This window comes from Pseudomonas orientalis, from assembly GCF_022807995.1.
GTDB classification, from domain to species: Bacteria; Pseudomonadota; Gammaproteobacteria; order Pseudomonadales; family Pseudomonadaceae; genus Aquipseudomonas; species Aquipseudomonas orientalis_B.
In genome coordinates this window covers 3,950,153-3,973,951 of the sequence record NZ_CP094351.1, presented here as the reverse complement: position 1 = coordinate 3,973,951, position 23,799 = coordinate 3,950,153, and the positions used below count along the sequence as shown (strand labels likewise).

Annotated in this window: 22 protein-coding genes; 7 read left to right on the top strand and 15 right to left on the bottom strand. The window is 62.2% G+C overall.

Annotation, left to right across the window (positions count from 1 at the left end):
* Positions 1–25: 25 nt before the first annotated feature.
* From dsbG to dsbD, 3 genes are read right to left on the bottom strand one after another with little or no spacing between them, the layout of a single operon-like run.
* Positions 26–787 carry a thiol:disulfide interchange protein DsbG gene (gene dsbG, locus MRY17_RS17635; protein ID WP_243352598.1) on the bottom strand — a complete coding sequence of 254 codons (762 nt, stop codon included), beginning with the start codon at positions 785–787 and terminating at the stop codon, positions 26–28.
* On the bottom strand, positions 763–1,608 hold the full coding sequence (locus MRY17_RS17630; protein ID WP_181284419.1) for a TlpA disulfide reductase family protein: 846 nt from the start codon (positions 1,606–1,608) through the stop codon (positions 763–765). Before MRY17_RS17630 ends, dsbG begins: the two co-directional genes overlap by 25 nt.
* Positions 1,608–3,335: a protein-disulfide reductase DsbD gene (gene dsbD / locus MRY17_RS17625; RefSeq protein WP_243352597.1), complete on the bottom strand. Its 1,728-nt coding sequence runs from the start codon at positions 3,333–3,335 to the stop codon at positions 1,608–1,610. Before dsbD ends, MRY17_RS17630 begins: the two co-directional genes overlap by 1 nt.
* Positions 3,336–3,511: 176 nt before the next feature.
* Between dsbD and MRY17_RS17620 the strand changes: the two genes are divergently transcribed.
* The 5 genes from MRY17_RS17620 to MRY17_RS17600 all read left to right on the top strand — a co-directional run bounded on the left by MRY17_RS17620 (position 3,512) and on the right by MRY17_RS17600 (position 8,340).
* Positions 3,512–4,192, top strand: coding sequence for a response regulator (locus MRY17_RS17620; RefSeq protein ID WP_181284421.1), 681 nt, complete (start codon positions 3,512–3,514; stop codon positions 4,190–4,192).
* Positions 4,192–5,511 (top strand): ATP-binding protein, encoded by a 1,320-nt coding sequence (locus MRY17_RS17615; RefSeq protein ID WP_181284422.1) that lies wholly within the window; start codon positions 4,192–4,194, stop codon positions 5,509–5,511. The genes MRY17_RS17620 and MRY17_RS17615 overlap by 1 nt, the downstream gene beginning before the upstream one ends.
* 123 nt (positions 5,512–5,634) lie before the next feature.
* The gene (locus MRY17_RS17610) at positions 5,635–6,402 is read left to right on the top strand and encodes an N-acetylmuramoyl-L-alanine amidase (RefSeq protein ID WP_243352596.1); all 768 of its coding nucleotides are present in this window, start codon (positions 5,635–5,637) and stop codon (positions 6,400–6,402) included.
* A gap of 233 nt (positions 6,403–6,635) precedes the next feature.
* Positions 6,636–8,036 (top strand): aspartate aminotransferase family protein, encoded by a 1,401-nt coding sequence (locus tag MRY17_RS17605; RefSeq protein ID WP_243352595.1) that lies wholly within the window; start codon positions 6,636–6,638, stop codon positions 8,034–8,036.
* Positions 8,037–8,118: 82 nt separating this feature from the next.
* Positions 8,119–8,340, top strand: a complete 222-nt coding sequence (locus MRY17_RS17600) for an MbtH family protein (protein ID WP_057721389.1) — start codon at positions 8,119–8,121, stop codon at positions 8,338–8,340.
* A gap of 107 nt (positions 8,341–8,447) precedes the next feature.
* Here MRY17_RS17600 and MRY17_RS17595 read toward each other — a convergent pair whose 3' ends face one another.
* The 7 genes from MRY17_RS17595 to minC form a co-directional block, all read right to left on the bottom strand.
* Positions 8,448–10,619 (bottom strand): mechanosensitive ion channel family protein, encoded by a 2,172-nt coding sequence (locus MRY17_RS17595; protein WP_191952107.1) that lies wholly within the window; start codon positions 10,617–10,619, stop codon positions 8,448–8,450.
* Between the two features lie 66 nt (positions 10,620–10,685).
* Complete coding sequence (locus tag MRY17_RS17590) at positions 10,686–10,862, bottom strand: hypothetical protein (RefSeq protein ID WP_243352594.1); 177 nt, start codon at positions 10,860–10,862, stop codon at positions 10,686–10,688.
* A 597-nt stretch (positions 10,863–11,459) separates the two neighbouring features.
* On the bottom strand, positions 11,460–12,749 hold the full coding sequence (locus MRY17_RS17585) for a M18 family aminopeptidase (RefSeq protein ID WP_243352593.1): 1,290 nt from the start codon (positions 12,747–12,749) through the stop codon (positions 11,460–11,462).
* A gap of 169 nt (positions 12,750–12,918) precedes the next feature.
* Positions 12,919–13,554, bottom strand: a complete 636-nt coding sequence (locus tag MRY17_RS17580) for an RluA family pseudouridine synthase (RefSeq protein ID WP_057721392.1) — start codon at positions 13,552–13,554, stop codon at positions 12,919–12,921.
* A 201-nt stretch (positions 13,555–13,755) separates the two neighbouring features.
* Positions 13,756–14,010, bottom strand: a complete 255-nt coding sequence (minE, locus tag MRY17_RS17575) for a cell division topological specificity factor MinE (protein WP_003175252.1) — start codon at positions 14,008–14,010, stop codon at positions 13,756–13,758.
* A 3-nt stretch (positions 14,011–14,013) separates the two neighbouring features.
* The gene (gene minD, locus MRY17_RS17570) at positions 14,014–14,826 is read right to left on the bottom strand and encodes a septum site-determining protein MinD (RefSeq protein WP_017737535.1); all 813 of its coding nucleotides are present in this window, start codon (positions 14,824–14,826) and stop codon (positions 14,014–14,016) included.
* A 200-nt stretch (positions 14,827–15,026) separates the two neighbouring features.
* Positions 15,027–15,764, bottom strand: a complete 738-nt coding sequence (gene minC, locus MRY17_RS17565; protein ID WP_181282311.1) for a septum site-determining protein MinC — start codon at positions 15,762–15,764, stop codon at positions 15,027–15,029.
* A 119-nt stretch (positions 15,765–15,883) separates the two neighbouring features.
* Between minC and MRY17_RS17560 the strand changes: the two genes are divergently transcribed.
* Positions 15,884–16,819, top strand: a complete 936-nt coding sequence (locus MRY17_RS17560) for a lipid A biosynthesis lauroyl acyltransferase (protein ID WP_181282310.1) — start codon at positions 15,884–15,886, stop codon at positions 16,817–16,819.
* Positions 16,820–16,979: 160 nt separating this feature from the next.
* The gene (locus MRY17_RS17550) at positions 16,980–18,110 is read left to right on the top strand and encodes a patatin-like phospholipase family protein (RefSeq protein ID WP_243352592.1); all 1,131 of its coding nucleotides are present in this window, start codon (positions 16,980–16,982) and stop codon (positions 18,108–18,110) included.
* Between the two features lie 124 nt (positions 18,111–18,234).
* Here MRY17_RS17550 and MRY17_RS17545 read toward each other — a convergent pair whose 3' ends face one another.
* From MRY17_RS17545 to alc, 5 genes are all read right to left on the bottom strand, one after another.
* The gene (locus MRY17_RS17545; protein ID WP_243352591.1) at positions 18,235–19,020 is read right to left on the bottom strand and encodes an outer membrane protein OmpK; all 786 of its coding nucleotides are present in this window, start codon (positions 19,018–19,020) and stop codon (positions 18,235–18,237) included.
* Positions 19,021–19,247: 227 nt separating this feature from the next.
* The gene (locus MRY17_RS17540; RefSeq protein WP_243352590.1) at positions 19,248–20,594 is read right to left on the bottom strand and encodes a nucleobase:cation symporter-2 family protein; all 1,347 of its coding nucleotides are present in this window, start codon (positions 20,592–20,594) and stop codon (positions 19,248–19,250) included.
* 186 nt (positions 20,595–20,780) lie between these two features.
* Entirely contained in the window at positions 20,781–22,064 is a 1,284-nt protein-coding gene (locus MRY17_RS17535; protein ID WP_243352589.1) for a urate hydroxylase PuuD, read from the bottom strand.
* Positions 22,065–22,115: 51 nt separating this feature from the next.
* Positions 22,116–22,619, bottom strand: a complete 504-nt coding sequence (locus MRY17_RS17530) for an ureidoglycolate lyase (RefSeq protein ID WP_065950263.1) — start codon at positions 22,617–22,619, stop codon at positions 22,116–22,118.
* 145 nt (positions 22,620–22,764) lie between these two features.
* The gene (gene alc / locus MRY17_RS17525) at positions 22,765–23,760 is read right to left on the bottom strand and encodes an allantoicase (protein ID WP_181282306.1); all 996 of its coding nucleotides are present in this window, start codon (positions 23,758–23,760) and stop codon (positions 22,765–22,767) included.
* Between the last annotated feature and the right edge of the window lie 39 nt (positions 23,761–23,799).

Below are 23,799 nucleotides of genomic sequence, written 5' to 3'. Positions count from 1 at the left end.
CTTATCAATAAAACATGCGCGTTGCTTATTTCGGTCCCAAAATCTTCACCAACTTATCCGGCGACGGCGCTCCCTGTTGTTGCTGCAGTGCGCCCTTGTCATCCAGATAGAAAATCGCCGGCGTCGCCGACAACTCCAGTTCCTCCATCAACTTCATATTCCCATCAAGCTTTGCTTCGATATCCGCCGGGATCTTGGCCAGCGCCTGCAACTTGCTGCCCTTGCCGGCCGCTTCGTGTTCTTCCAGGGCCTTTTGCGGGTCCTTGGCGGCAAACAATGCGGCGGATTTGCCTGGGCTGTCTTCGCGGATGATGCCGACCATGATGTGGCGCAACTGCACCTTGCCGGCCTTCACCCACGGGCGCGCCTGTTCCCAGAACATGTTGCAGTAGGGGCAGTTGGGGTCGCTGAACAGGTAGACGATGCGTGGCGCATTCTTGTCGCCGTCCTGGATCCAGCTGCTGTTTTCCATCTTGGCCCAGACTTCCTTGGACATCGGTGCGTACACCAGTTTTTCCAGGGGGGCGCTGCTCAGGTCGTTGCCTTGGGCGTCGTACAGGTTGCCGGCGATCACGCTGTTGCCGTCGGCAGTCAGGTACAGCGCCATGCCACGGTTCTGGTACTGCGCGGCGTAGCCGGTGAGGCCGCTGGGGGCGTCGAACTTGCCGAGGATCTTGGCGCCCTTGGCTTCGATTTGCTTGATCGGGGCCGGCCAGTCTTCGGCCTGGGCCAGGGTGGCGGCAAGCGTCAGTGGCAGCAAGGTCAGCAGGTGGCGGAGGCGAGGCATGTGGGTTTCCTTTGTGGGACGGTGTCGAAGGGTTCCATGGCGCGGGCCAGGCTGGCTTGGGACAGCTCACCCAGGTGACTGTTGATCAGGCGGCCGTCGGCTGTGTAGAACAGGGTGGTGGGCAAGGCCATGGAGCCGACCGCCTGGCCGAGGCGGCCGCTGGCGTCGAACAGCACGTTGTCCAGGTTCAGGCCCTGGGTGGCCAGGTACGTGCTGACGCTTTGCATGCTCTCGGCCTGGTTGACGAACAGGAAGGTGACATCCGGGCGCTGGTGTTGCGCGCGTTCCAGCACCGGCATTTCCCGGCGGCACGGCGGGCACCAGGTGGCCCAGAGGTTGATCACCAGCGGCCCGCCTTTGTAGTCAGCCAGTTGCACCACATTACCGTTGGCATCGCGCAGGGTGATGTCCGGCAACTGCGAGCCCTTGTCATAGAGATTCAGGGACAGGCTGGCCATGCCCCAGAACACCAGGCCGCTGATCACCCCGGCACCGAGGGGCTTGCGCAGGGCCGGGCGTCGCCAGCCGTAGGCCAGCGCACCGAGTACCAGCGCGATCACGCCGGGCCAGGCGAGGAAACCGCCGTCGCGCAGGTCGACCATTTGCAGCCAGTCGTTGCGGTAATCGCTCCAGTACATCAGCACAAAGCTGACACGGGCGGTCAGCATGCCCAGCAGAAACAGGCTGAACAGCACCGATTCAGGGTTTTCCCCGCCACGCCTGGCCACACGCCAGCCCACCAGCGTGGCCAGAATCAGCGCGCTGATCAGCAGAATGTGATTCAGGGCGATGGCGAAGGTGCCGATGGTGAGGGTCAGCATCAGCGCGCGTCTCGGGTGTGCGTCCAGCGTTGCAGGAAGGCGGCGGCATCCACCTCGCCGGTGATACGCTGGGCCCGGCGTTCTTCACCGTCCGGACCGATCCACACGAAGCTCGGTGGCCCCGGCACCTTGTAGCGGCCGAGCAGTTCGCGGCTGGCGGCAGTGTCAGCGGTGACGTCCAGGCGCAGCAGGCGTACGTCTTTCAAGGCATCCATGACTTCCGGTTTGCCGAACACCTGTTTTTCCATGATCTTGCACGACACGCACCAGTCGGCGTAATAGTCCACCAGCACCCATTGGCCCTGGGCCCTGGCGCTGTCGAGCTGGCTTTGCAGGGCGGCCGGGTCGTTGATGGTTGTGAACGCATCGTGAGCGCCTGTTGTGGCGGCTACCCGCGCGCCGCTGTAGACCTTCAGCGGTTGCCACAGCTCCTCGCTGCCACCGGCCGCGCCCACCACCAGCACCGCGCCCCACAGGCCCAGCACCAGGGAGCCTGCGCCAAGCACTTTGGCGGCCAGGCCGTATTCACGCGCCAGCGGCCAACCGCAATAGGCCATGACCAGCGCCAGTGCGCCCCACAGGCCGATCCACAGGTTTTCGCCGACCACCGGGCGAATCATCAGCACGGCGGTACCGAGGAACAGGAAGCCGAAGATGCCCTTGAGCACGTTCATCCAGGTGCCCGGCTTGGGCAGGAAGCGGTTGCCCACGGTGACCAGCAGCAACAACGGGATGCCGATGCCGATGCCCATGGCGAACAGGATCAGTCCACCGTGCAGCGCATTGCCGCTCTGGGCGATATAGAGCAAGGCGCCGGCCAGGGGCGCGGTCATGCACGGGCCCACCAGCAGGCCGGACAACGCGCCGAGAATGCCGGCACCGACCAGGCTGCCGCCGCTCTGCCTGCGACTGACGGTGTCGAGGCGGTCGCGCAGGAAGGCCGGCAGTTGCAGTTCAAAGAAACCGAACATCGGCAGGGCGAGGATCACGAATAGTGCGGCGAAACTGCCGAGGATCCACGGGGTTTGCAGCAGCGCGGCCAGATTGCCGCCCAGCAACGCGGCCATCACGCCCAGCGCGGCATACACCAGTGCCATGCACACCACGTAGCTGCTGGCCAGGGCAAAGCCGCGACGCGGGCTGGCACCGCTGCCCACCACCAGGCCGGCAAGGATCGGCAGCATCGGCAATGAACACGGGGCAAATGCCAGCAGCAGGCCCAGGCCGAAAAAGATCAGCAGGCTCCAGCCCAGGCTGCGTTGTTGCAGGCCGCTGGCCAGGCTTTGGTCCTGGGCCTGAGCGGTATCGGCGACGGCCGGATTGCCGCCCAGGTCCACAGTGATCGACTGCGGCGGATAGCACAGGCCCGCATCGGCACACCCCTGCCAGCCCAGCTTGACCTGGCCGGTGGCGCCGGCCGGGAGCTTCACCTCCAGACCCTGGCGATACACCTGCTGTTCGCCGAAGAACTCATCGCTATGGGCTTCACCCTGAGGCAGCACGGGCTTTTCGGCCAGTCCGTCGAATTTCATGCGCTGCTGGTACAGGTAATAACCGTCGGCAATCTGCCAATACAACTGGGTCTCGCCACTTTCGAGACGCTCGGAAGTAAAGGTGAAGGCCTTGCCCACCGGCAGAAAATCGGGTTTGGTCTCGAAAGGGTTGCCCGGCGCGGCCTGGGTAAAACCCGCGAACAGCACCAGCAGAAAAATAAATAGATGCCGCATGGTCCAGCCTTTGTTCGATGCAAGTGAGGCACACAATGTGTGGTGTTGATTAACCGATGATTAACCGGGCGCTATTCTAGAGTGTAGGGATTGTCTGGTGTTGCAAAGTCAGCGGCATAATGCGCGCTTAATCCGTGCCTTTTCTAATCTCCCGCATCTTTCATGAAGGGTTCAGCATGCACGTACTGGTCTGTGAAGACGACGAACTGATCGCCAGCGGCATCGTGGCCGGCCTCACCGCCCAGGGCTTCACGGTCGAACGCGTGGGCACGGCTGCGGCGGCCAGGGCGATGCTCAGGGCGGCGACCTTCGACATCATGGTGCTCGACCTCGGCCTGCCCGACGAAGACGGGCTCAAACTGTTGCAGCAGCAGCGCAGCCAGGGCCTGGAAATCCCGGTATTGATCCTCACCGCGCGTGACTCGGTGACCAACCGCGTCGACGGCCTCCAGGCCGGGGCCGATGACTACCTGCTCAAGCCCTTCGACCTGCGCGAACTTGCCGCCCGCCTGCAAACCCTGCTGCGTCGCGTGGCGGGGCGCAGTGTCAACCTGATCGAACATGGCCGCCTGGCGTATGACCCCAGCAGCCGCGAGACCTTCCTGGGTGGCCTGCCGGTCGACCTGTCTCGCCGTGAACAAGCGCTGTTGCAGGCCTTGCTGCACAACAAGGGCCGCGTGTTGTCCAGCGAGCAGCTCAAGGACAGCGTCTACGGGTTCAACGACGAATTGGAAAGCAACGCGCTGAACGTGCACATCCACCACCTGCGGCGCAAGTTGGGCAATGGCATCGTTGAGACTGTACGAGGTCTGGGCTATCGCCTGGGCCCGGTCGATGCGGGAGAAGAGGCCTCGTGATGAGCCTGCGCCTGCGCCTGACGTTCAAGCTCGGCGCCGCGTTTGTAGTGATCTGGGCCCTGGCGGCGGCCTGGATGCTCAATGACCTGCGCAACCAGATGATGTTTTCCCTCGACCAGCGGCTGGTCGCCTCGGCGCGCATGGTGGCCGGGCTGACCGAACAGATGCCGGGCCTGGCCAGTGTCGGCGCCGGCACCCATTTGCGCACCGAACAACTCAACGTCCCGGGGGGCATGGCCTGCCAGGTCAGTTCCCTGCACGGTGAAATCCTGGCGCGCAGCCACACCACGCCGGATGAAGGGCTGGAGTCGCGCAAGAGTGGTTTTCGCGACCAGATCATCGATGGGGTGGGCTGGCGCAGTTTCACCCTGTCCCGCGGCGACTTGCTGATTACTACGGCCGACCGTCAAGTGGAGCGTGAGGCGCTGAACCTGTCGATCCTGCTCGCGGCCTCGGTGCCGGTCGGCGTGGCCTTGCTGGGGTGCCTGTGCCTGCTGTGGCTGGGCATCGGCCAGAGTCTGGTGCCGCTCAATCGCATGCGCGACGCCTTGATGCGCCGCAGCGCCGACTCCCTTGAACCGTTGCAGATCCACCCGCTGCCCAGCGAACTCAAGCCATTGCTCGACACCCAGAATCAGCTGTTGCAACGCATCGCCAAAACCATCGAGCGCGAGCGCCGCCTGACCGGCGACGCCGCCCATGAGCTGCGCAGCCCCTTGACGGCGATCAAGACGCACCTGCAGGTGGCCCGCATGACCGAGGGCGCGGCCCGTGACCAGTCCCTGGCCCACGCCGAGGAAGGTGCGGACCGCTTGCACCGCACCCTGGAGCAACTGTTGCTGCTGGCAAGGGTGGAGGGCAGCCTGTCGTTTGACGATGGCTTGCAGTCCAGCGCCGAGGAAGTCGCCCGGCTGGCGATCCAGGATGCCAATGCCGGGGACAATTCGCGCATCGACCTGGTCCTGGCGCACGGCCTTGCCGACACGCCGGTGGACATGCCCGTGGGCCTGGCCGTCGCGGCCTTGCGCAACCTGCTGGACAACGCCTTGCGTCATACTCCGGCCGATACCCGGGTGGAGCTGAGGGTTTTCTCCAGCGCTGACAACGTGGTGTTCCGCGTGCGCGACCATGGCCCGCAGATTTCCAGCGAGGACCTGCAATACCTCACCCAACGCTTCTGGCGCAATGGCAGCAGCGAAGGCTGCGGCCTGGGCCTGGCGATCGTTCAGGCGATCGTCCAGCGCTGCGCGTGCTCGCTGGCATTCGACAGCCAGGCCGATGGCCTGCGCGTTGACCTGGGCATGCCGTTGCGACACTGATCGCTTTTCTGCAAGTGCCAAATAATTACCGCCCGCCTGATCTTCAAGTCTTCAGGATGGCGGTAATTTTTTTGCGCTTGAAAGGGCCGAATGATTCGGCCCGTATTGAAAAGGACGGATCTTATGTTGGTCATCGATACCAGTTTCTCCGCCAGGGATTTCAACGAACGTAACGGCGAGCCCGTGGGACAGGTGCTCCTGCACTACACGGCGGCGCCCTTTGAATCATCCTTGCGCACCCTGACCCGAAACGGGGTCAGCGCGCACTATCTGCTGCCCGATCCCGATGAGCCCGGCTACCGCGCCGCCGGCTATGACGAACTGCGCGTGTTCCGCCTGGTGGGTGAGGACAAGCGGGCCTGGCATGCCGGGGCCAGCCATTGGGGCGGGCGGGATAACCTCAACAGCCGTGCGATCGGCATTGAAATCGTCAACCTGGCGCGTGACGACAAAGGCGTGTTCACCTTTCCGGCGTATCGCGAGGAACAGGTGCAGGTGTTGACTGCGTTGGTGCGCGACATTCTCGAGCGTTATCCGCACATCGGCCCGATCGATGTTCTCGGGCATTCGGATGTGGCGTACTGGCGCAAAAGCGACCCAGGCCCTCGGCTACCCTGGCGGTGCCTGTACGAAGCCGGAATAGGCGCCTGGTTTGACGAGGCGACCCGAGCGATGTACCAGCGCCGGTTTTGCATGGGGCTGCCGCCGGAAGTGGAAGTGGAGCGGGCGTTCCAGCGCTATGGATACAAACCGGCGTGGAATCGCCAGGCTTTTGAACAGCGCACTCGGGCGTTTCAGATGCACTTTCGGCCGCGTGATTATGCCGGGCATCTGGATGCCGAGACTTGCGCGATCCTGTATGCGCTCAACGACAAATACCGCGGGCTCTGAAGCCAAACACCATTCAAATGTGGGAGGGGGCTTTCCCCCGATGGCAGTGTGTCAGCCAGCCAGTGTTCAACTGACACACCGCCATCGGGGGCAAGCCCCCTCCCACATTTGGATCTTCATTCATCAGTTAGCCACCACCGGTCTCTAAATCCTTGCGCACCTGATGCGTCTTCAGAACATGAAGTCCGTGCGTATTCCCCACCCCCACGGATCACCACCTGAGGGATCGAGAGATGTCAGTCGCCACCAGCGCCATCGAAGCCGCGCCTGTGCACGCCAGCGAAACGCTTTACCAGTTCGACGAAACCCCGCTGCTGGCCCGTCAGCGCCAGCAGGAGTCCAACGCTCGCAGCTACCCGCGGCGCATTCCGCTGGCGCTCAAGCGTGCCAAGGGTATCTATGTGGAAGACGTGGAAGGCCGCAGTTTCATTGACTGCCTGGCCGGTGCCGGCACGCTGGCGCTCGGGCATAACCACCCGGTGGTGATCCAGGCCATTCAACAGGTATTGAGCGACGAGTTGCCGTTGCACACCCTGGACCTGACCACGCCGGTCAAGGATCAGTTCGTGCAGGACCTGTTCGGTCTGTTGCCGCCGGAGTTGGCGCGGGAGGCGAAGATCCAGTTCTGCGGACCTACCGGCACCGATGCGGTGGAAGCGGCCTTGAAGCTGGTACGCACCGCCACCGGGCGCAGTACGGTGTTGTCGTTCCAGGGCGGTTATCACGGCATGAGCCAGGGCGCGTTGAGCCTGATGGGCAGCCTCGGGCCGAAGAAACCCCTGGGCGCGTTGCTCGGCAATGGCGTGCAATTCTTGCCATTTCCCTATGACTACCGCTGTCCGTTCGGCTTGGGGGGCGCGGAAGGGGTGCGGGTCAACCTGCATTATCTGGAAAACCTGCTCAACGATCCCGAAGCCGGCGTGTTGCCGCCGGCGGCGGTGATCGTCGAAGTGGTGCAGGGCGAGGGCGGCGTGGTGCCGGCGGATCTCGATTGGTTGCGCGGCTTGCGACGCATCACCGAACAGGCGGGTGTCGCGCTGATCGTCGATGAGATCCAGAGTGGGTTTGGCCGCACCGGCAAAATGTTTGCCTTTGAACACGCGGGGATCATCCCCGACGTGGTGGTAATGTCCAAGGCCATTGGTGGCAGTTTGCCGCTGGCGGTGGTGGTCTACCGCGACTGGCTCGACACCTGGCTGCCGGGTGCGCATGCCGGCACTTTCCGTGGCAATCAGATGGCGATGGCGGCGGGGTCTGCGGTGATGCGCTATCTCAAGGAGCATGACCTGCCTGCGCATGCGGCGGCGATGGGCAAGCGCCTGGGCGAACATCTGCGCATTCTGCAGCGCGACTTCCCGCACCTGGGGGATATTCGCGGACGTGGGCTGATGCTCGGCGTGGAGCTGGTAGACCCCGATGGCACGCGTGACATCCAGGGCCATCCGCCAGTGCATCGCCAGCTCGCGCCGCAATTGCAACGTGAATGCCTCAAGCGCGGCCTGATTCTCGAGTTGGGTGGGCGCCATGGCAGTGTGGTGCGCTTCCTGCCACCGCTGGTGATTACCGCTGCCGAGATCGATCACGTCGCCGAGATCTTCGGGCGCGCCCTGGCGGCGGCGGTCGCCGGCGTCTAATTTTCCCGGGCCTTGATACGTTTCTACAGATATCAGTGCTGCGCATGGTGCGCAGCCGGCCTTTGAGCGACGGAGAACCGCAATGACCTCAGTATTTGACCGCGACGACATCCTGTTTCAGGTAGTGGTCAACCACGAAGAGCAATATTCGATCTGGCCCGACTACAAGGCCGTGCCGGAGGGCTGGCGCACCGTGGGCAAGAGCGGCATGAAGAAAGAGTGCCTGGCCTATATCGAAGAAAACTGGACGGATATGCGTCCGCTGAGCCTGCGTCAGAAGATGGATGGCGCTGCACTCGCGTAACCACCGCCGATCAAAAATATGGAAGGGGGCTTGCCCCCGATGGCAGTGGATCAGTTACAGATGCATCAACTGACACACCGCCATCGGGGGCAAGCCCCCTCCCACAATTAATTCGCGTTGACTTCAGGCCTTTCTTTTTCCTGTCCCCCCGTCACCACCTGCACACTCAAGCGCGGCGTCGCCAGGTCAAGCCCGGCTTCATCCAGGTGTCGCTTGAGCGACAGGTTGAACGCCCGCGACACTTCCCACTGCTTGATCGGCGCGGTCTTGAACCGCGCGCGCAGGATGGCGCTGCCTGATTCAAAACTCTCCACACCCTGGATCTCCAGCGGCGACCAGATATTGCGGCGTTGCAGCGGGTCATTGCGCATGGCCTGGCCGACATCGCGCATCAGCTTGATCGCGTCGTCGATCTCCATGTTGTAGGGGATCGCGACGCGGAAGATCGCGTAGCCGAATTCGCGGGAATAGTTCTTGATGCTCTTGATTTCGCTGAACGGAATGGTGTGCACGATGCCATCGATATCGCGCAGGCGCACGGTACGAATGGTCAGGCCTTCGACGGTGCCCAGGTGACCGCCGACGTCCACGTAGTCATCGATGGCCAGTGAGTCTTCGATAATGATGAACAGGCCGGTGATCAGGTCCGCCACCAGCGACTGCGCGCCAAAACCGATGGCGATACCGATGACACCCGCACCGGCCAGCAGCGGCGTGACATTCATGCCCATGTTCGCCAGGGCGACGATGGCGGCGATGATAAAGATGGTCACGAACAGCACGTTGCGGATCAGCGGCATCATGGTCTGCGCCCGTGCATTGGCCAGGCCTTTGCGCGAGCGGGTCAGGGCGTGGTGGATCGCGGTGTCGCTGAGGATCCAGATCAGCCAGGCGAACAGCAAGGTCCCGCCCAGACCGAACAGCTTGACGCTGACTTCATGGCCGTCGCCTTCGGTAAAGCGAATCATCGACAGGCCCCAGACCCGCAGCCCCAACTCGATAAACACCAGCCACACCACCAGATGCACCAGGGTGTAGACGAAGCTTTTCAAACGGTCGGAATACAGCGCATGGCGCTTGTGCCCGCGTTGCGGTTTGAGCGCGTGGCGTCGCACCAGCCCGTTGATCACCATGCACAACACCAGCAGCACCGTGCACAGCAGCGACTGGCGCAGGGCGGTGCTGGTGTCGCCGGCGGAGAGGAAAGTGGCGAAGAGCGAAATGCCCACCAGCAACAACGCCGGCAAGTACCAGAAGGTGCCGATGATCGAGAGAGTGTCGGTAAGGGCGCGGCGGGTCAGACGGCGCGACAGCGGCTGGTTGCGGATCAGGTGGGCGATCGGCCGACGGAAGCGCAGGATGAAGACACCGGTGGACAGCGCGGCCATGACATTGGCAACCGTCGCGGCCGTATGCGCCAGGTGCTGGCCGAGCGCTGCGACCAGGCGCGGGTCGCTCAGGGCCTCGCCAAAGGCGGCAAAACTGCCGATCCACCACAATGGGCGGAAGGCCTGGTGGCGCAGGATATACAGGGCGCGGTGGCGGTGCGGGCCGTCGAGCACGGAGAAGGCAATCACGCAGATCGCCGAGAAACAGGTGCCGACCACCAGCGCGTAAGCCAGCACCATCGCCAGGGATTTGCCCAGGGACGAAGGTAGGGCGTAGCTCAGGTAAACCGTGATCACCAAGGCGATCAACCACGGCCCCAGCTTGCGCAGGGCGAAGCGCAGCATGTCCCAGGTGCGCGGGTGTTGCGGCAGTTCCTCGGGCAGGCCGAAGCGCTCGCGCACGCGGTGGCTGAGCCAGATCAGCGCGGCGGCCAACAGGCTCCACACCGCCAGGATCACCGCGAAGCCAAAAATGATCGGCAGCCATTCGTTGGCCGGCAGCATCAGTGCGCTGAGTTCATCCTTGGCCAGGTCGACTTCATTGGACCAGCGCCCCAGCGGGCTGTCGGCACCGGAGAACTGCTGTTCAAAGCCCGACAACGTGCTGCCGATCAGGCCGAGCACACCGAGTTCGGCGGCCGGTTGGGCTTTTTGCGTGGCGGCGCGCAGCTTCTTCAGGTCGCTGAGCAGTTGGGTGCGCTGCTGGTCGTTCTCTAGGGTCTTGATCACCTCGTCCAGCGACTGCCCCAGGGGCACCTCGGCCTGGGGTTGGGCCTTGGTGGAGCCGCCCAGCATTCCGGGCAGGCCCACGGCCTGGGCGGACGTCAGCGGCAGCAACATGAGCAGGGTGATCAGCAGGTAGCGGGGCAGGGCAAACAGACGGGAAAGCACGAGGCGGTCAACCTTGAAAACGACGAATTGACCGAGTGTACGAGGCCGCTATGCCAGATGCGAGTGTCATTGCGCCAATTTGGCGAGGATCTTGTACACCACGGTTCCCAAAATCAGCAGCATGCCGACCCACATGCCGAATACGCCAAGGGGTTTGTCACGGAAGTTGAAGCCGACGGCGAGCATGATCATGCCGATCAGGATGGGGATCAGCAGGGTGTGGAACGAGGACATGGAGATCATGGGGGTGACGGCCTTGTCGCAGTGGAAGTTCTGACAAGTCTAGGCCCGATTGCGGAAAGTGCAGGTGATGCAGATCATTGTGGGAGGGGGCTTGCCCCCGATGGCGGCCTCTGGGCCGACCAGGGTGTTGGATCAGACCGAGTACATATCCGTTTCTGCGGTAACGGCTGCTTAGGGTTCCGCCCTGACGGCGGCTCACTTTTGAAAAGCGCAAAAGTAAGCAAAACGCTCTTGCCCCACCACTCGGCACCTCGCTTAGGCTCGGTGTGCCCGAACGAAGGCTTGAATCCGTGGGCCGCCGCAATGGGCCATCCCTGGCCCAGTGCGGCTAACCCGGCGTCCTGCCGGGTTACCCACGGATTCAAGCCTGCGTTCGGCCAGCGTGGTTTAACGGGGCGCCTAAGATCAAGATCAAAAGCGCGGCGGCCTTAGAGCCGACCGGTATTTTGTGTCGAGCCCGGTGCAAATGTGGGAGGGGGCTTGCCCCCGATGGCGGAGTGTCAGTCACTGCATCTGGTGACTTATCCACTGCCATCGGGGGCTAGTCGAATCGTCGCACCGCCCTTCCCACATTTTTGACCGAGTCAGCCTGGCAGGTCAGGGCAGGTCGCGACTCGCATAGAACGCACCCAACACCTTCACCAGATGCGCCAGGTCATGGCTGCCGCACAGCTCCCGAATGGAATGCATGGCAAACGTCGGCAGGCCGATGTCCACGGTGCGCACTCCCAGGTGGCTGGCGGTGATCGGTCCGATCGTCGAGCCGCAGCCCATATCGCTGCGCACTACGAAGCTCTGCACGGGTACTTCCTGGGCCATGCACAGGTGGCGGAAGAACCCGGCGGTTTCGCTGTTGGTGGCGTAGCGCTGATTGCTGTTGACCTTGATCACCGGGCCGGCGTTGAGTTTCGGGCCGTGGTTGGCATCGTGTTTCTCGGCGTAGTTCGGGTGCACGCCGTGGGCGTTGTCCGCCGACACCAACAGGGATTTCTGAATGGTGCGTACGAATTCTTCACCCTCGGGCAGCAGGCGGCGCAGGGTCTGTTCCAGCATCGGGCCATCGGCACCGCACGCCGAACAGGAGCCGACTTCTTCGTGATCGTTGCATACCAGCACGCAGGTTTCTTCGGTGTCGCTGGTGAGCAGGGCCTGCAGCCCGGCATAGCACGACAGCAGGTTGTCCAGGCGCGCGCCGGCGATGAAGTCGCCGTTCAGGCCGATCACCGCTGCGCTTTGGGTGTCGTAGAAGCTCAGCTCGTAGTCGAGCACCACGTCGGCATTGAGCCCATGCTCGCGCGCCAGTTGCTCGGTGAGCACGGCACGAAAGTCCACGCGCTCGTCACCGGCAAATTGCGCGAGGATCGGCGGCAGTTCGGTCTGGGCATAGATCGCCCACCCCTGGTTGGCCTCACGGTTCAGGTGAATGGCCAGGTTGGGAATGATCGCGATCGGCAGCTTGAAGTCGATCAATTGGCTTTCGACCTTGCCATCGCGACGGAACGTCACGCGGCCGGCCAGGGACAGGTCGCGGTCGAACCACGGGGCCAGCAGGGCGCCGCCATAGACTTCCACGCCCAACTGCCAGAAACCCTGGCGTTGCAGCTCGGGCTGCGGCTTGACCCGCAGGCATGGACTGTCGGTGTGGGCGCCGACCATGCGAATACCGTCCTGCAGCGGCGAGTGGCGGCCCAGTTTGAAGGCGATGATCGAGGAGTCGTTACGGGTCACGTAATAGCGACCGTTGGCTTCGGTGGTCCAGGTGTCGCGCTCGTCGAGACGCTGGTAACCGGCCGCTTCCAGGCGCTGGGCGAGGGCGGCAGTGGCATGAAAAGGAGTAGGGGAGGCCTTGAGGAAGTCGATCAGGCCTTGATTCAACGCTTCGCGCATAAATAGCTCCAGACAGCAATGCGCGGAGTTTACCGTTCGATGGCCAGAAGTGCACAGAACAAATGTGGGAGGGGGCTTGCCCCCGATAGCGGAGTGTCAGGCGAATATTTATAACTGACACACCGCCATCGGGGGCAAGCCCCCTCCCACATTTGACCGTGTTCACACCTTAGAAAGGGGCAGGGCACTCGAAGCGCAGCCGTTCGCCGCTTTGCGGGTGGGTGAAGCTGAGCATGCTCGCGTGCAGGCACAGGCGCGGCCAGGCCGCCAGCGCCTGCTCGTGGGCGTACAGGCCGTCACCCAGCAGCGGGTGGCCGATGGACAGCATGTGCACGCGCAACTGGTGCGAGCGCCCGGTGATCGGCGTCAGTTCCACGCGGCACCAGTCGCCGCAACGCTCCAGCACTTTCCAGAAGGTCAGTGCGTGCTTGCCGAATTCGTGATCGACCACATGGCGTGGCTTGGTCGGTGGGTCATAGCGCAAGGGCAGGTCGATGCTGCCGCTGTCCAGTTCCGGCTGGCCCCACGCCAAGGCGGTGTAGGCCTTTTCTGTTTCGCGATCGTGAAACTGGCGGGACAGTTCGCGGTGGCTGTCGGCGTCTCGCGCCAGCAGGATAATGCCGGACGTTTCCCAGTCCAGTCGATGGACGATACGGGCTTCGGGGTAGCCGTTTTCCTGCAGGCGGGTGATCAGACAGTCCTTGTTGTCGTCGGCGCGACCGGGCACCGAGAGCAGCAGGGTCGGCTTGTTCACCACCAGGACAGCGTCGTCCTGATGCAGGATATGGATGTTGGACAGCGGCATTAAACAGCCTCGTAACAAACGCCAACGGCGGCTCCACTGACTGTCCCCTCACGCTGTAGGAGCGAGCTTGCTCGCGAAGAACCTGAGGCCACCGCGTTTCGCCTGAATGAACGCGGTGTCGTCGAGTTTTTCGCGAGCAAGCTCGCTCCTACAGCAGTGCAGGGCCAGGTCGCAGAGCCGCCGTGGCGGCCGCCTGTTCGATCAACGATCAGGCAGGGTGATATTGAGTTCCAGAATCGAGCAGCTGCCGTCATTTTCCAGGGCGACATGCACGTCATCGTTACCGATATTGACGTACTTGCGGATCACCTCGACCAGTTCCTTCTGCAAGGCTGGCAGGTAGTCCGGGGTACTGCGTTGGCCGCGTTCGTGCGCCACGATGATCTGTAGACGCTCTTTCGCGACCGATGCGGTACTGGGTTTTTTGTTGGCGCGAAAGAAGTCGAGAAATTTCATTGTTTAGTTGCCTCCAAAGATACGCTCGAAGAATCCCTTCTTCTTTACATCGAGGAAGCGGTGTTCCACGGTCTTGCCCAGCAGACGGTCGACGGCATCGCTGTATGCCTGGCCGGCGTCGCTCTGGTCGTCGAGAATCACTGGCACGCCCTGGTTGGAAGCCTTCAGCACGGCCTGGGATTCCGGAATCACACCCAGCAGGGTCACGGCGAGGATGTCCTTGACGTCTTCAACGCCGAGCATTTCGCCATTGCTGACGCGCTCAGGGTTATAACGGGTGAGCAGCAGGTGTTCCTTGATCGGGTCTTCGCCTTTCTCGGCGCGCTGGGACTTGCTGGCCAGCAGGCCAAGCATACGGTCCGAGTCACGGACCGAGGACACTTCCGGGTTGGTCACGACGATCGCTTCATCGGCGAAGTACATCGCCAGGTGAGCACCGGTTTCGATACCGGCCGGTGAATCGCATACCACGTATTCGAAGGTTTCTTTCAGCTCGGCGAGGACTTTGCCTACGCCTTCCTTGGTCAGCGCATCCTTGTCACGGGTCTGGCTGGCGGCCAGCACGTACAGGTTCTCAAGGCGCTTGTCCTTGATCAGGGCCTGTTGCAGGTTGGCTTCGCCGTTCACCACGTTGACGAAGTCGTACACCACGCGGCGTTCGCAGCCCATGATCAGGTCGAGGTTACGCAAACCGACGTCGAAGTCGACGATGACTGTCTTGTGGCCGCGCAGAGCGAGGCCGGTACCGATAGCGGCGCTGGTGGTGGTCTTACCCACACCACCCTTGCCGGATGTAACCACGAGAATCTTGGCCAAGGTGTTTCACCCCTAAGGAAAAAGGACGTTCAGTCCCTGAAAAACATCTCTTGAAACTCGCTGCAGGCGGACAGCCTTTGTAGGGAAAAGCCAGGGTTTGCCCAAGGGAAACGCCAACTTCCAAATAGTCCTACGCAAGTATTGCCAGTTTCGCTTTGCTATCAGAGTCTAGAGATGCTTGGAAAATGCGGCAGTATCCGTTAAAGACGAATGATGTTCAACACATCGCCCGACAGGTTTACCTGTACCGAAGCGCCCCATAGTGGATCACGGCGCAGATCTTCGGAAACCTTGTACTGACCCGCGATGGAAACCAGCTCAGCGGTCAACTGCTGGCAGAAAATACGCGCTTTGGTATCGCCCTTGATGCCGGCCAGGGCGCGGCCGCGCATCGGGCCGTATACATGGATGTTGCCGTCGGCGAGAAGTTCCGCGCCGGGGCTGACCGAGGACACCACCACAAGGTCGCCGCCCTGGGCGTAAATCTGCTGCCCGCCGCGTACGGGCGAGGTGATGATCTTGGTCGGCCTGATCACTGGCTCAGGTGGTTTTTCCGGTTTTTTCTTCTCTTCACCGACCGATGGTTCGAGCGGACGCTCGCGGGCACCGGACGGCGGCAATACTGGCAGTTCAATGGCGATGGCTGCGGCAATGTCTTCGATACGGCTGGCGCGAATGGCCAGGGTCCGCAGGCCGTGGGAGCGGCATACGCGCATCAGCCCGGGCAAGTCGATGACGCCCTGGCCTGCTGGCAGTTTGTCCAGGGCCAGCACCAGCGGCGCATTGTTGAAAAAGTTCGGCGCCAGGGCGACCTTGGCGGCCAGTTGGCGGTCGAGGGCGTCGAGGTCATTGCGGGCCAGTTCCAGCACGGTAATGGCGAGCATGCTGCCTTTCAGCTGGAACACGGGATCTTGGTCTAGCGGTTCGGTTTGGCTCATGGTCGGCGAAAGCGGCTTGTCACGAAAAGTGTCGAGACTTATAACGAGAACACTCACCCGCCGCAAGCCGAGTCGAACCGTTGTAGAATGCGCGGCCCTTGTCTTTACCGGAATCTGTAATGGATCGCCCGCGTTTTCGAGCTGTATTTCTTCACCCGCGTTTTTGGCCATTATGGCTGGGGCTGGGCCTGTTGTGGCTGGTCACCCAACTGCCGTACCGCGTGCTGCTGACCATTGGTCGCCTGCTGGGCGCCGGCATGTATCGGGTGGCCGGTGAACGCCGCCGCATCGCCGCACGCAACCTGCAATTGTGTTTCCCGGAAAAATCCGCCAAAGAGCGCAAGCGCCTGCTCAAGGAAAATTTCGCCTCCACCGGTATCGCCTTTTTCGAGATGGCGATGAGCTGGTGGTGGCCCAAACCGCGTCTGGCGCGCCTGGCCCATGTCGAGGGCCTGGAGCATCTGAGGCAGGCGCATCTGGAAGGCAAGGGCGTCATTCTGATGGCCCTGCATTTCACCACGCTTGAAATCGGCGCTGCCCTGCTCGGGCAGAAGCACACTATCGATGGCATGTACCGCGAGCACGGCAACCCGCTGTTCGACTTTATCCAGCGCCGTGGCCGCGAGCGCCACAACCTCGATTCCCTGGCGGTGGAGCGCGACGACGTGCGCGGCATGCTCAAGCTGCTGCGCGCCGGCCGTGCGATCTGGTACGCACCGGACCAGGACTACGGCGCCAAGCAAAGTATCTTCGTGCCGCTGTTCGGCATCCAGGCCGCTACCGTCACCGCCACCAGCAAGTTCGCGCGTCTGGGCAAGGCCCTGGTGGTGCCGTTCACCCAGGAACGCCTGGCCGATGGCAGCGGTTACCGCCTGGTGATTCATGCGCCGTTGAGCGATTTTCCCGGCGAAACGGACGAGATAGACTGCTTGCGCATCAACCAGTGGGTCGAAGCGTCGGTGCGCGCGTGTCCCGAGCAATACCTGTGGACCCACCGCCGCTTCAAGAGCCGGCCACCGGGCGAACCCAAGCTGTACGAAAAACGCCGTCGATAATCCTGCTGTCACTGTAGGAGCGAGCTTGCTCGCGAAAAACCCAATAGCACCGCGTTCACCTAGGATGTACGCGTAATCGTTGGCGATCTTCGCGAGCAAGCTCGCTCCTACAATGATGTGACGTTGTTAAGCCCAATTTTTCGCCACATGGAGTGACGCAATGCGCTCAGCTGAACCGGTCACAGGCTTGATTCTTTCCGGCGGCGGGGCACGTGCGGCGTATCAGGTAGGGGTGTTGGCGGCGATTGCCGAGTTGCTGCCGCCGGGGGCGCCCAATCCTTTCCCGGTGATCGTCGGCACTTCGGCCGGGGCGATCAATGCGGTCACTCTGGCCAGTGGCGCGACGGACTTCACCGCCGCTATCGAACGCCTCACCGCATTCTGGCAGGGCTTTCGCAGCCATCTGGTGCTGCGCAGCGATTGGCCGGGCGTGATTCGCCAGGCCAGTCGCTTCCTCTTTCATAGCCTGTTGGGCCTGGGCAGGCAGTTCCCGGTGGCGTTGCTCGACAGTTCACCGCTGCGCGATTTGCTGCAGGACAAACTGCATCTGGCGGGCATCGACGAAGCCATCCAGCGCAAACACCTGCACGCCGTGGCGGTCACCGCATTCGGCTATGAATCCGGGCAAGCGGTGACCTTCTATCAAGGCGGCGGGACCATCGACCCCTGGCTGCGCCATCGGCGCATCGGTGTGCCGACCCCACTCACGGTTGAGCACTTGCTGGCCAGCTCAGCGATTCCCCTGCTGTTCGCCCCGGTGAAACTCGACCAGGAATACTTCGGTGACGGCGCCGTGCGCCAGTCGGCCCCGATCAGCCCGGCCTTGCACCTGGGCGCCAGCCGCGTGCTGGTGGTGGGCGTCAGCGGTAACCCGCGCGGCAACGAACCCTCGATGCCGCGCACCTATACCGGCCAGCAGCCGAGCCTGGCTCAGATCGGCGGCCACATGCTCAACAGCACCTTCATTGACAGCCTGGAAAGCGATATCGAATTGCTGGAACGCTTGAATCAATTCAGCGATGTCTCGCCCGGGCTGGCGGCTGTGGAAGTGCTGGTGATTGCGCCCAGTCAGCCGATCGACGAAATCGCGGCACGCCATCGCCAGGAACTGCCGGCGGCGTTGCGCATGTTCCTGCGTGGGCCTGGGGCGACCAAAACCAGCGGGGCGGGGGTGTTGAGTTACTTGCTGTTCGAGGCGGGGTATTGCAGCGAACTGATCGAATTGGGGCGCAAGGATGCGCTGGCCAAGCGTGAGGAAATAACCCGGTTCCTCGGCCTGACGCAGAGCTGAATGTGTAGAGCTGAATGTGGGAGGGGGCTTGCCCCCGATAGCGGTGTGTCAGTCACTGGATTTGTTGACTTGCACACTGCCATCGGGGGCAAGCCCCCTCCCACATTCGAACTGCGGTGTTTGATCAGAAGTGGTATTTCACCAGGAAGCTTGCGGTGTCCTGGGTCGACTTGAAGGCGCCGCTGTCCTCGATCCCGTACTTGTTCTTCCAATAGTCGTATTCAAAACCTACATACAACTGCTTGTCACCCCAATGCAGCGCTTTACCGAGGTCGTATTTGACCTGCGGGTTGAAGTGCAGGTTGGCGTGATAGGTGCCACGGGCGTTTTTGTCGTTATCTACCACCCAGTCCATGAAACCGTCGATCAATACGTCTGAGCTGCCGACGGGAATTGTGTATGACCACACCGGGGTGATCTGCCACACGCCGTCGCCCGGGCGGTTGCCTTCGGTCTGGCGCTGGTAGAAGTTCAGCTGGAAATAGTCGAAACCCGGAATATTCAAGTCAAACGCGGGGCCCAGCAGGTACGACTCGTTATCCCCTTCGCCGAACTCGTAGGTGAAGGCCAGCAAGACATCTTTGATCGGGCCGAATGACAGGTCCTTGTCGAGGATTTTGCCGAACGACAAACGCGGGCTGAACTCGCCGTAGTAGGTGTTCGGACCGACGTTGCCGTCTTCCTTGCCATTGTAGAAGATGCGGTCGAGGAAGAAGAAGTTGTCGCCGTACTTCCACGCGTCGGCATGTTCGAAGGTGACGGTTTGCTGGATCTGCGGGTTGACGGTAAAGCTCTTGCCCCACAGATACGTCAGGCTGTTGTTCTGCCACTGCAACACATCACCGGCCACGGCTTGGCCGCCGGCCAGCAGGGATCCCGCCAGCATCAGGCCTTTGAACATAGGTTTCATTCGGTGCTCCCGAGTTAAAGTTTTATGGTTTTTCTAATCTGGCGCTCTGATGTGGCGTCTTTGGATTTGCTGAAAACTCGTCTGATTGGTCAGCTTTATGGCTACAGCAAAAGCCGCGCCAAGGCGGTAAAAAACCGTCGATTCAAGCGGGCGCGGAGAATACTGGCTCCCACGTCGGGGCTCAAGTGCGCCGTTACAGCGCGCACCGGGCGACAATGGGGCATGGGTCAGGTGTGGGCGTGCTCAACGGCAGGGCGCTCGGCACCGCCGAGAATGTTGAACAGGATATTCAGGGACAACGCGCTGAGGGTGGCCATGGCGATGCCACTGTGGGTGATCGGGCTCAGCCACGACGGCAATTGCGCGAAGAATTCCGGGCGCACCACCGGGATCAGGCCCATGCCGATGCTTACCGCCACCAGCAACTGGTTGCGCCGGTCAGCGATGTCGGCCTCCTGCAGGATCTTGATGCCGGTCGCCGCCACCATGCCGAACATGGCAATGGCCGCGCCGCCCAGTACCGCCGGCGGAATCGAGGCGACCAGATAGGCGGCCTTGGGCAACAGGCTCAGCACCATCAAAAACACCCCGGCCATGATCGTGACCGAGCGGCAGCGCACGCCGGTCATCTGCACCAGGCCGATATTCTGCGCGAACGAGGAGTGGGTGAAGGTGTTGAAGAAACCGGCGAAGAATGACGCGCCGGCATCACACAGCAGGCCGCGGCGCAGCATCCTTGGCGTGACCTCCTGGCCGGTGATCTTGCCCAGGGCAAGGAACATGCCGGTGGATTCGACAAAGATGATCACCACCACCAGGCACATCGACAGGATCGGCGCCAACTCGAACTTCGGCATGCCGAAGTGCAGCGGCGTCACCACCTGCACCCACGGCGCCTGGGCGAGGCCGCTGAGGTCGACCATGCCGATAACGCCGCACAATGCGTAGCCCAGGCCCATGCCGATCAGTACCGAGATATTCACCCAGAAGCCGCGCATGAAGCGGTTGATCAGCAGGATGGTGGCCAGCACCAGCGCGGCCACGGCCAGGTACACCGGTGAGCCGAACGTTGCGGCGGCGCTGCCGCCCCCGGCCCAGTTCACGGCGACGGGAAACAGCGACAGGCCAATTGCGGTGATCACGGTGCCGGTCACCAGTGGCGGGAAAAAGCGCACCACCTTGGACATGAATGGCGCGATGAGCATGCCGAAGAACCCGGCGGCGATGGTCGCGCCGAAGATGCCCTGCAAACCGATCCCCGGCATGCCGGCCATGGCGACCATGCTGCCGACGGCGGCGAAACTGGCACCCATCATCACTGGCATGCGGATGCCCAGCGGACCGATGCCGAACGACTGCACCAGGGTGGCGATGCCGGCGACCAACAGGTCAGCGTTGATCAGGAAGGCGATTTCTTCACGGCCGAGGCCCGCGGCCTGGCCAATGATCAAGGGCACGGCCACGGCGCCGCCGTACATCAGCAAGACGTGTTGCAGGCCAACCAGAATCAGTTGCAAGAGGGGCAGCCGCACCATGGCGGGCGCGGCAGGAGTCTGGGTTTCTAACTGGGACATGCAACACCTCGAATCTTTTTATTTTTGTGTTGTTTGGCATTCAATTGCCATTAGCGCTGTTCTCAATTCTGTAGGAGCGAGCTTGCTCGCGAAGAACCCAAGAGCGCCGCGTTCATTCAGCATGTGCGCGTTATCGTTGACGTCCTTCGCGAGCAAGCTCGCTCCTACAGTGGGTGAGGCACATAGTTAATTGGTGCGGGCTCCCTGGTTGATCCAAGTGCCGATCAGGTCTCTTTCCTGCTGGGTCATCTGGGTAATGTTGCCCAACGGCATGATCTGGCTGGCCACGGCCTGCGCTTGAATGCGCGCGGCTTGCTGCTGGATCTGTGCCGGTGTATCGAACATCACACCGGCCGGTGCGGTACTGAACAACGGGCTGGTGGGTTTGGCCGAGTGGCACACCGTGCAGCGTTGCTCGATCACGTGGTGCACCTGGCCGAAGTCGGTGCCGGCCTGGGCCGGTGCCGGTTCAGCCGCCGGTGTGGCAGGCGCAGCCGGTTTCAGGCCACCACCCAGGGCGGTTTCCGGCAATGGCTGGTACTCGATGGCCGCAGGCGCCTTGGCCACTTCCGGCGCCGGCTTGGGCCCGGTCACATAGGCCAGGCTGATCATCGCCAGCGCGCCCACCGGCAAGGTCCAGGCATACTTCTGGCTGTTATGCCGGGTGTTGAAGTAGTGCCGCACCAGCACCGCCGCCACGGCGATCCCGGCCAGGATCAGCCAGTTGTATTGGCTGCCGTAGGTGCTCGGGAAGTGGTTGCTGATCATGATGAACAGCACCGGCAGGGTGAAGTAGTTGTTGTGGCGCGAACGCAGCAGGCCTTTGGCCGGCAGTGCCGGGTCCGGCGTGCGGTTCTCGGCAATGGCCGCCACCAGTGCGCGCTGGGCGGGCATGATGATACGGAACACGTTGCCGACCATGATCGTACCGATCACCGCACCCACATGCAGGTAGGCGCCACGGCCGCTGAACACCTTGCTGAAACAGTAGGCCGCTGCAATCAGCAGCACGAACAGAATCAGGCCGAGCAGGGCAGGGCGCTTGCCCAGGGCCGAGTCGCAGAGAAAGGAGTAGATGAACCAGCCGGCGAACAGCGAGCCGATGCCCAGCAACACGCCTTCGGTGCCGCTCAGGGTGCTGCCGGGGGCCAGCAGGTACAGTGTCGGGTTCCAATAGAACACCACGCACAGCAGCGCGACGCCCGACATCCAGGTGAAATAGGCTTCCCATTTGAACCAGTGCAGGTTGTCCGGCATGGTCGGCGGGGCCAGTTTGTATTTTTCCAGGTGGTAGATACCGCCACCGTGGATCGCCCACAAGTCACCGGCCAGGCCGCTTTTGGGGTTGACGCGGTTGAGGTTGTTTTCCAGCCAGACGAAGTAGAACGAAGCGCCGATCCAGGCGACGCCAGTGATCATGTGAACCCAGCGCACGCTCAGGTTCAGCCATTCCAACAGATGTGCTTCCACAGTCTTTACCTCTCGCCTGTCACCCTTGTTGTCGGGTGATCCGGCCTTCTCTTATTGGTGGGGGGCGAGGATCAAACGCTCATCCTCTTGGAAAAAATGCTCATCGCAGTTATTGCCTGTGCCACTGCGATCAACCACCAGGAAGTCATCCCGCTTTTCGATCGTCAGCACCGGGTGGTGCCAGACGCCGCGATGGTAATTGATGCCCTGCCTGCCGTTGGTGACGAAGGCGCGGACCAAGCCTGATACAGGTGCATCGCCAAGGGGCGCGACCACGATCAGAAAGGGGTTGCCGAGCAGCGGAATGAAGGCCTGGCTGCCCAGCGGGTGTCGTTCCAGCATGCACACGGTCAACGGCATGTCCTGCGCGTCGGCGCGGAAGATGCTGATGATGGCGTGGTCTTCGGGCTGCGCCGTTTCGACCGTCGCCAGTTTGTGAAAGCGCATGGTCGACCCGTTGTTGATCATGAAGTGATCGCTGCCATCGGTTTCGATAACGTCTCCAAAAGGGGCGAAGGCTTCTTTGGTCAGGGGTTCGATCATCAGTGTGCGCATGGCTGTCTTCTTAATCTGGAGTTGTTATTGAATCTTTGTAGGAGCGAGCTTGCTCGCGAAAAGCTCAAGGACACCGCGTTTATCCAGGATGGGCGCGTTATCGTTGACAATCTTCGCGAGCAAGCTCGCTCCTACAGTCTCAGCATTACTTCGATACTTTGCCCAGGACGCGCAGACGGCTCACACCGCCATCCGGGAACACGTTCAGGCGGATATGGGTAATCGGCCCCAGCGCCTTGATCTGCTCGGCGAAGGTGTGTTCGGCGTGCATTTCCAGCTTCTGCGCCGGCAGCAGTTCGCGCCAGAACAGCGACTGGGTCTCGATCTGGCTGTCGGTGCCGCCCTTGACGAACGCGCCCTGGATCGAGCAGGTGTCCGGGTAGTTGCCCTTGAAGTGCAGGGTGTCGACGATGATTTTCTCGATCTCGCCCGGGTGGCCCAGCGCGACGATCACCCAGTCATTGCCCGGTGTGCGCCGACGCGCGGTTTCCCAGCCATCGCCCATGTTGATGCCACGGCCCGGGTTGAGGATGTTGCTCATGCGCCCGAAGTGTTCATCGGAGCAGGCCAGGGCACGACCGCCATTGAGCGCAGCGGCGAGGTCGACCTGTTCGTTGTCGCCCACGGCGGACCAGTCGCGGAACGGCACGCCGTACACACGCAGACGGGCCACGCCGCCATCCGGGTAGATGTTGAAGCGCAGGTGGCTGAACGCCTGCGCGTTGTTGATCTCGTGGTAGTGGTGGCTGTTGCCCTGCAGCTCGACGGCCGACAGCACTTCCACCCACTGGGTGTGCTCGTCAGGCTCGCCCGAGGCCAGGAAGCAGGCCTCCAGCGATGCCGACGGCGGGTAGTTGCCGGTGAAGAATGAAGTGTCGATGTCCACGCCTTTGATCGAACCCGGCACGCCGAGGCGGATCACTGCGCTGTCGTAGCCTTCGAAGCGCTTGCGGCGCGACTCCCAGCCGTCCATCCACTTGCCGTTGTCATCGAAAACGCCCTCCTTCCACACGGCCGGGGTCGGCTGGAACAGGCGGTTGGCGTCGGCGAACCAGTCATCGGTCACCGAGATGATCCTGGTGCCCAGGCGGGCGTCGGCGAGGTTGACGAACTTCTCGAAAGGTACGGCGTAAGCTTTCATTCTTCTTGTCTGCCTTGGATAGAGTGGCTGGGGATGGTC

Bases quoted from the DNA above. Each gene is read 5' to 3' on its own strand.
- alc (WP_181282306.1), bottom strand. From the start codon at position 23,760: ATGAAAGCTTACGCCGTACCTTTCGAGAAGTTCGTCAACCTCGCCGAC.
- MRY17_RS17545 (WP_243352591.1), bottom strand. From the start codon at position 19,020: ATGAAACCTATGTTCAAAGGCCTGATGCTGGCGGGATCCCTGCTGGCC.
- MRY17_RS17605 (WP_243352595.1), top strand. From the start codon at position 6,636: ATGTCAGTCGCCACCAGCGCCATCGAAGCCGCGCCTGTGCACGCCAGC.
- MRY17_RS17550 (WP_243352592.1), top strand. From the start codon at position 16,980: ATGCGCTCAGCTGAACCGGTCACAGGCTTGATTCTTTCCGGCGGCGGG.
- MRY17_RS17630 (WP_181284419.1), bottom strand. From the start codon at position 1,608: ATGCTGACCCTCACCATCGGCACCTTCGCCATCGCCCTGAATCACATT.
- MRY17_RS17585 (WP_243352593.1), bottom strand. From the start codon at position 12,749: ATGCGCGAAGCGTTGAATCAAGGCCTGATCGACTTCCTCAAGGCCTCC.
- MRY17_RS17540 (WP_243352590.1), bottom strand. From the start codon at position 20,594: ATGTCCCAGTTAGAAACCCAGACTCCTGCCGCGCCCGCCATGGTGCGG.
- dsbD (WP_243352597.1), bottom strand. From the start codon at position 3,335: ATGCGGCATCTATTTATTTTTCTGCTGGTGCTGTTCGCGGGTTTTACC.
- MRY17_RS17615 (WP_181284422.1), top strand. From the start codon at position 4,192: ATGAGCCTGCGCCTGCGCCTGACGTTCAAGCTCGGCGCCGCGTTTGTA.
- dsbG (WP_243352598.1), bottom strand. From the start codon at position 787: ATGCCTCGCCTCCGCCACCTGCTGACCTTGCTGCCACTGACGCTTGCC.
- MRY17_RS17610 (WP_243352596.1), top strand. From the start codon at position 5,635: ATGTTGGTCATCGATACCAGTTTCTCCGCCAGGGATTTCAACGAACGT.
- MRY17_RS17590 (WP_243352594.1), bottom strand. From the start codon at position 10,862: ATGATCTCCATGTCCTCGTTCCACACCCTGCTGATCCCCATCCTGATC.
- MRY17_RS17580 (WP_057721392.1), bottom strand. From the start codon at position 13,554: ATGCCGCTGTCCAACATCCATATCCTGCATCAGGACGACGCTGTCCTG.
- MRY17_RS17620 (WP_181284421.1), top strand. From the start codon at position 3,512: ATGCACGTACTGGTCTGTGAAGACGACGAACTGATCGCCAGCGGCATC.
- MRY17_RS17530 (WP_065950263.1), bottom strand. From the start codon at position 22,619: ATGCGCACACTGATGATCGAACCCCTGACCAAAGAAGCCTTCGCCCCT.
- minC (WP_181282311.1), bottom strand. From the start codon at position 15,764: ATGAGCCAAACCGAACCGCTAGACCAAGATCCCGTGTTCCAGCTGAAA.
- MRY17_RS17560 (WP_181282310.1), top strand. From the start codon at position 15,884: ATGGATCGCCCGCGTTTTCGAGCTGTATTTCTTCACCCGCGTTTTTGG.
- minE (WP_003175252.1), bottom strand. From the start codon at position 14,010: ATGAAATTTCTCGACTTCTTTCGCGCCAACAAAAAACCCAGTACCGCA.
- MRY17_RS17600 (WP_057721389.1), top strand. From the start codon at position 8,119: ATGACCTCAGTATTTGACCGCGACGACATCCTGTTTCAGGTAGTGGTC.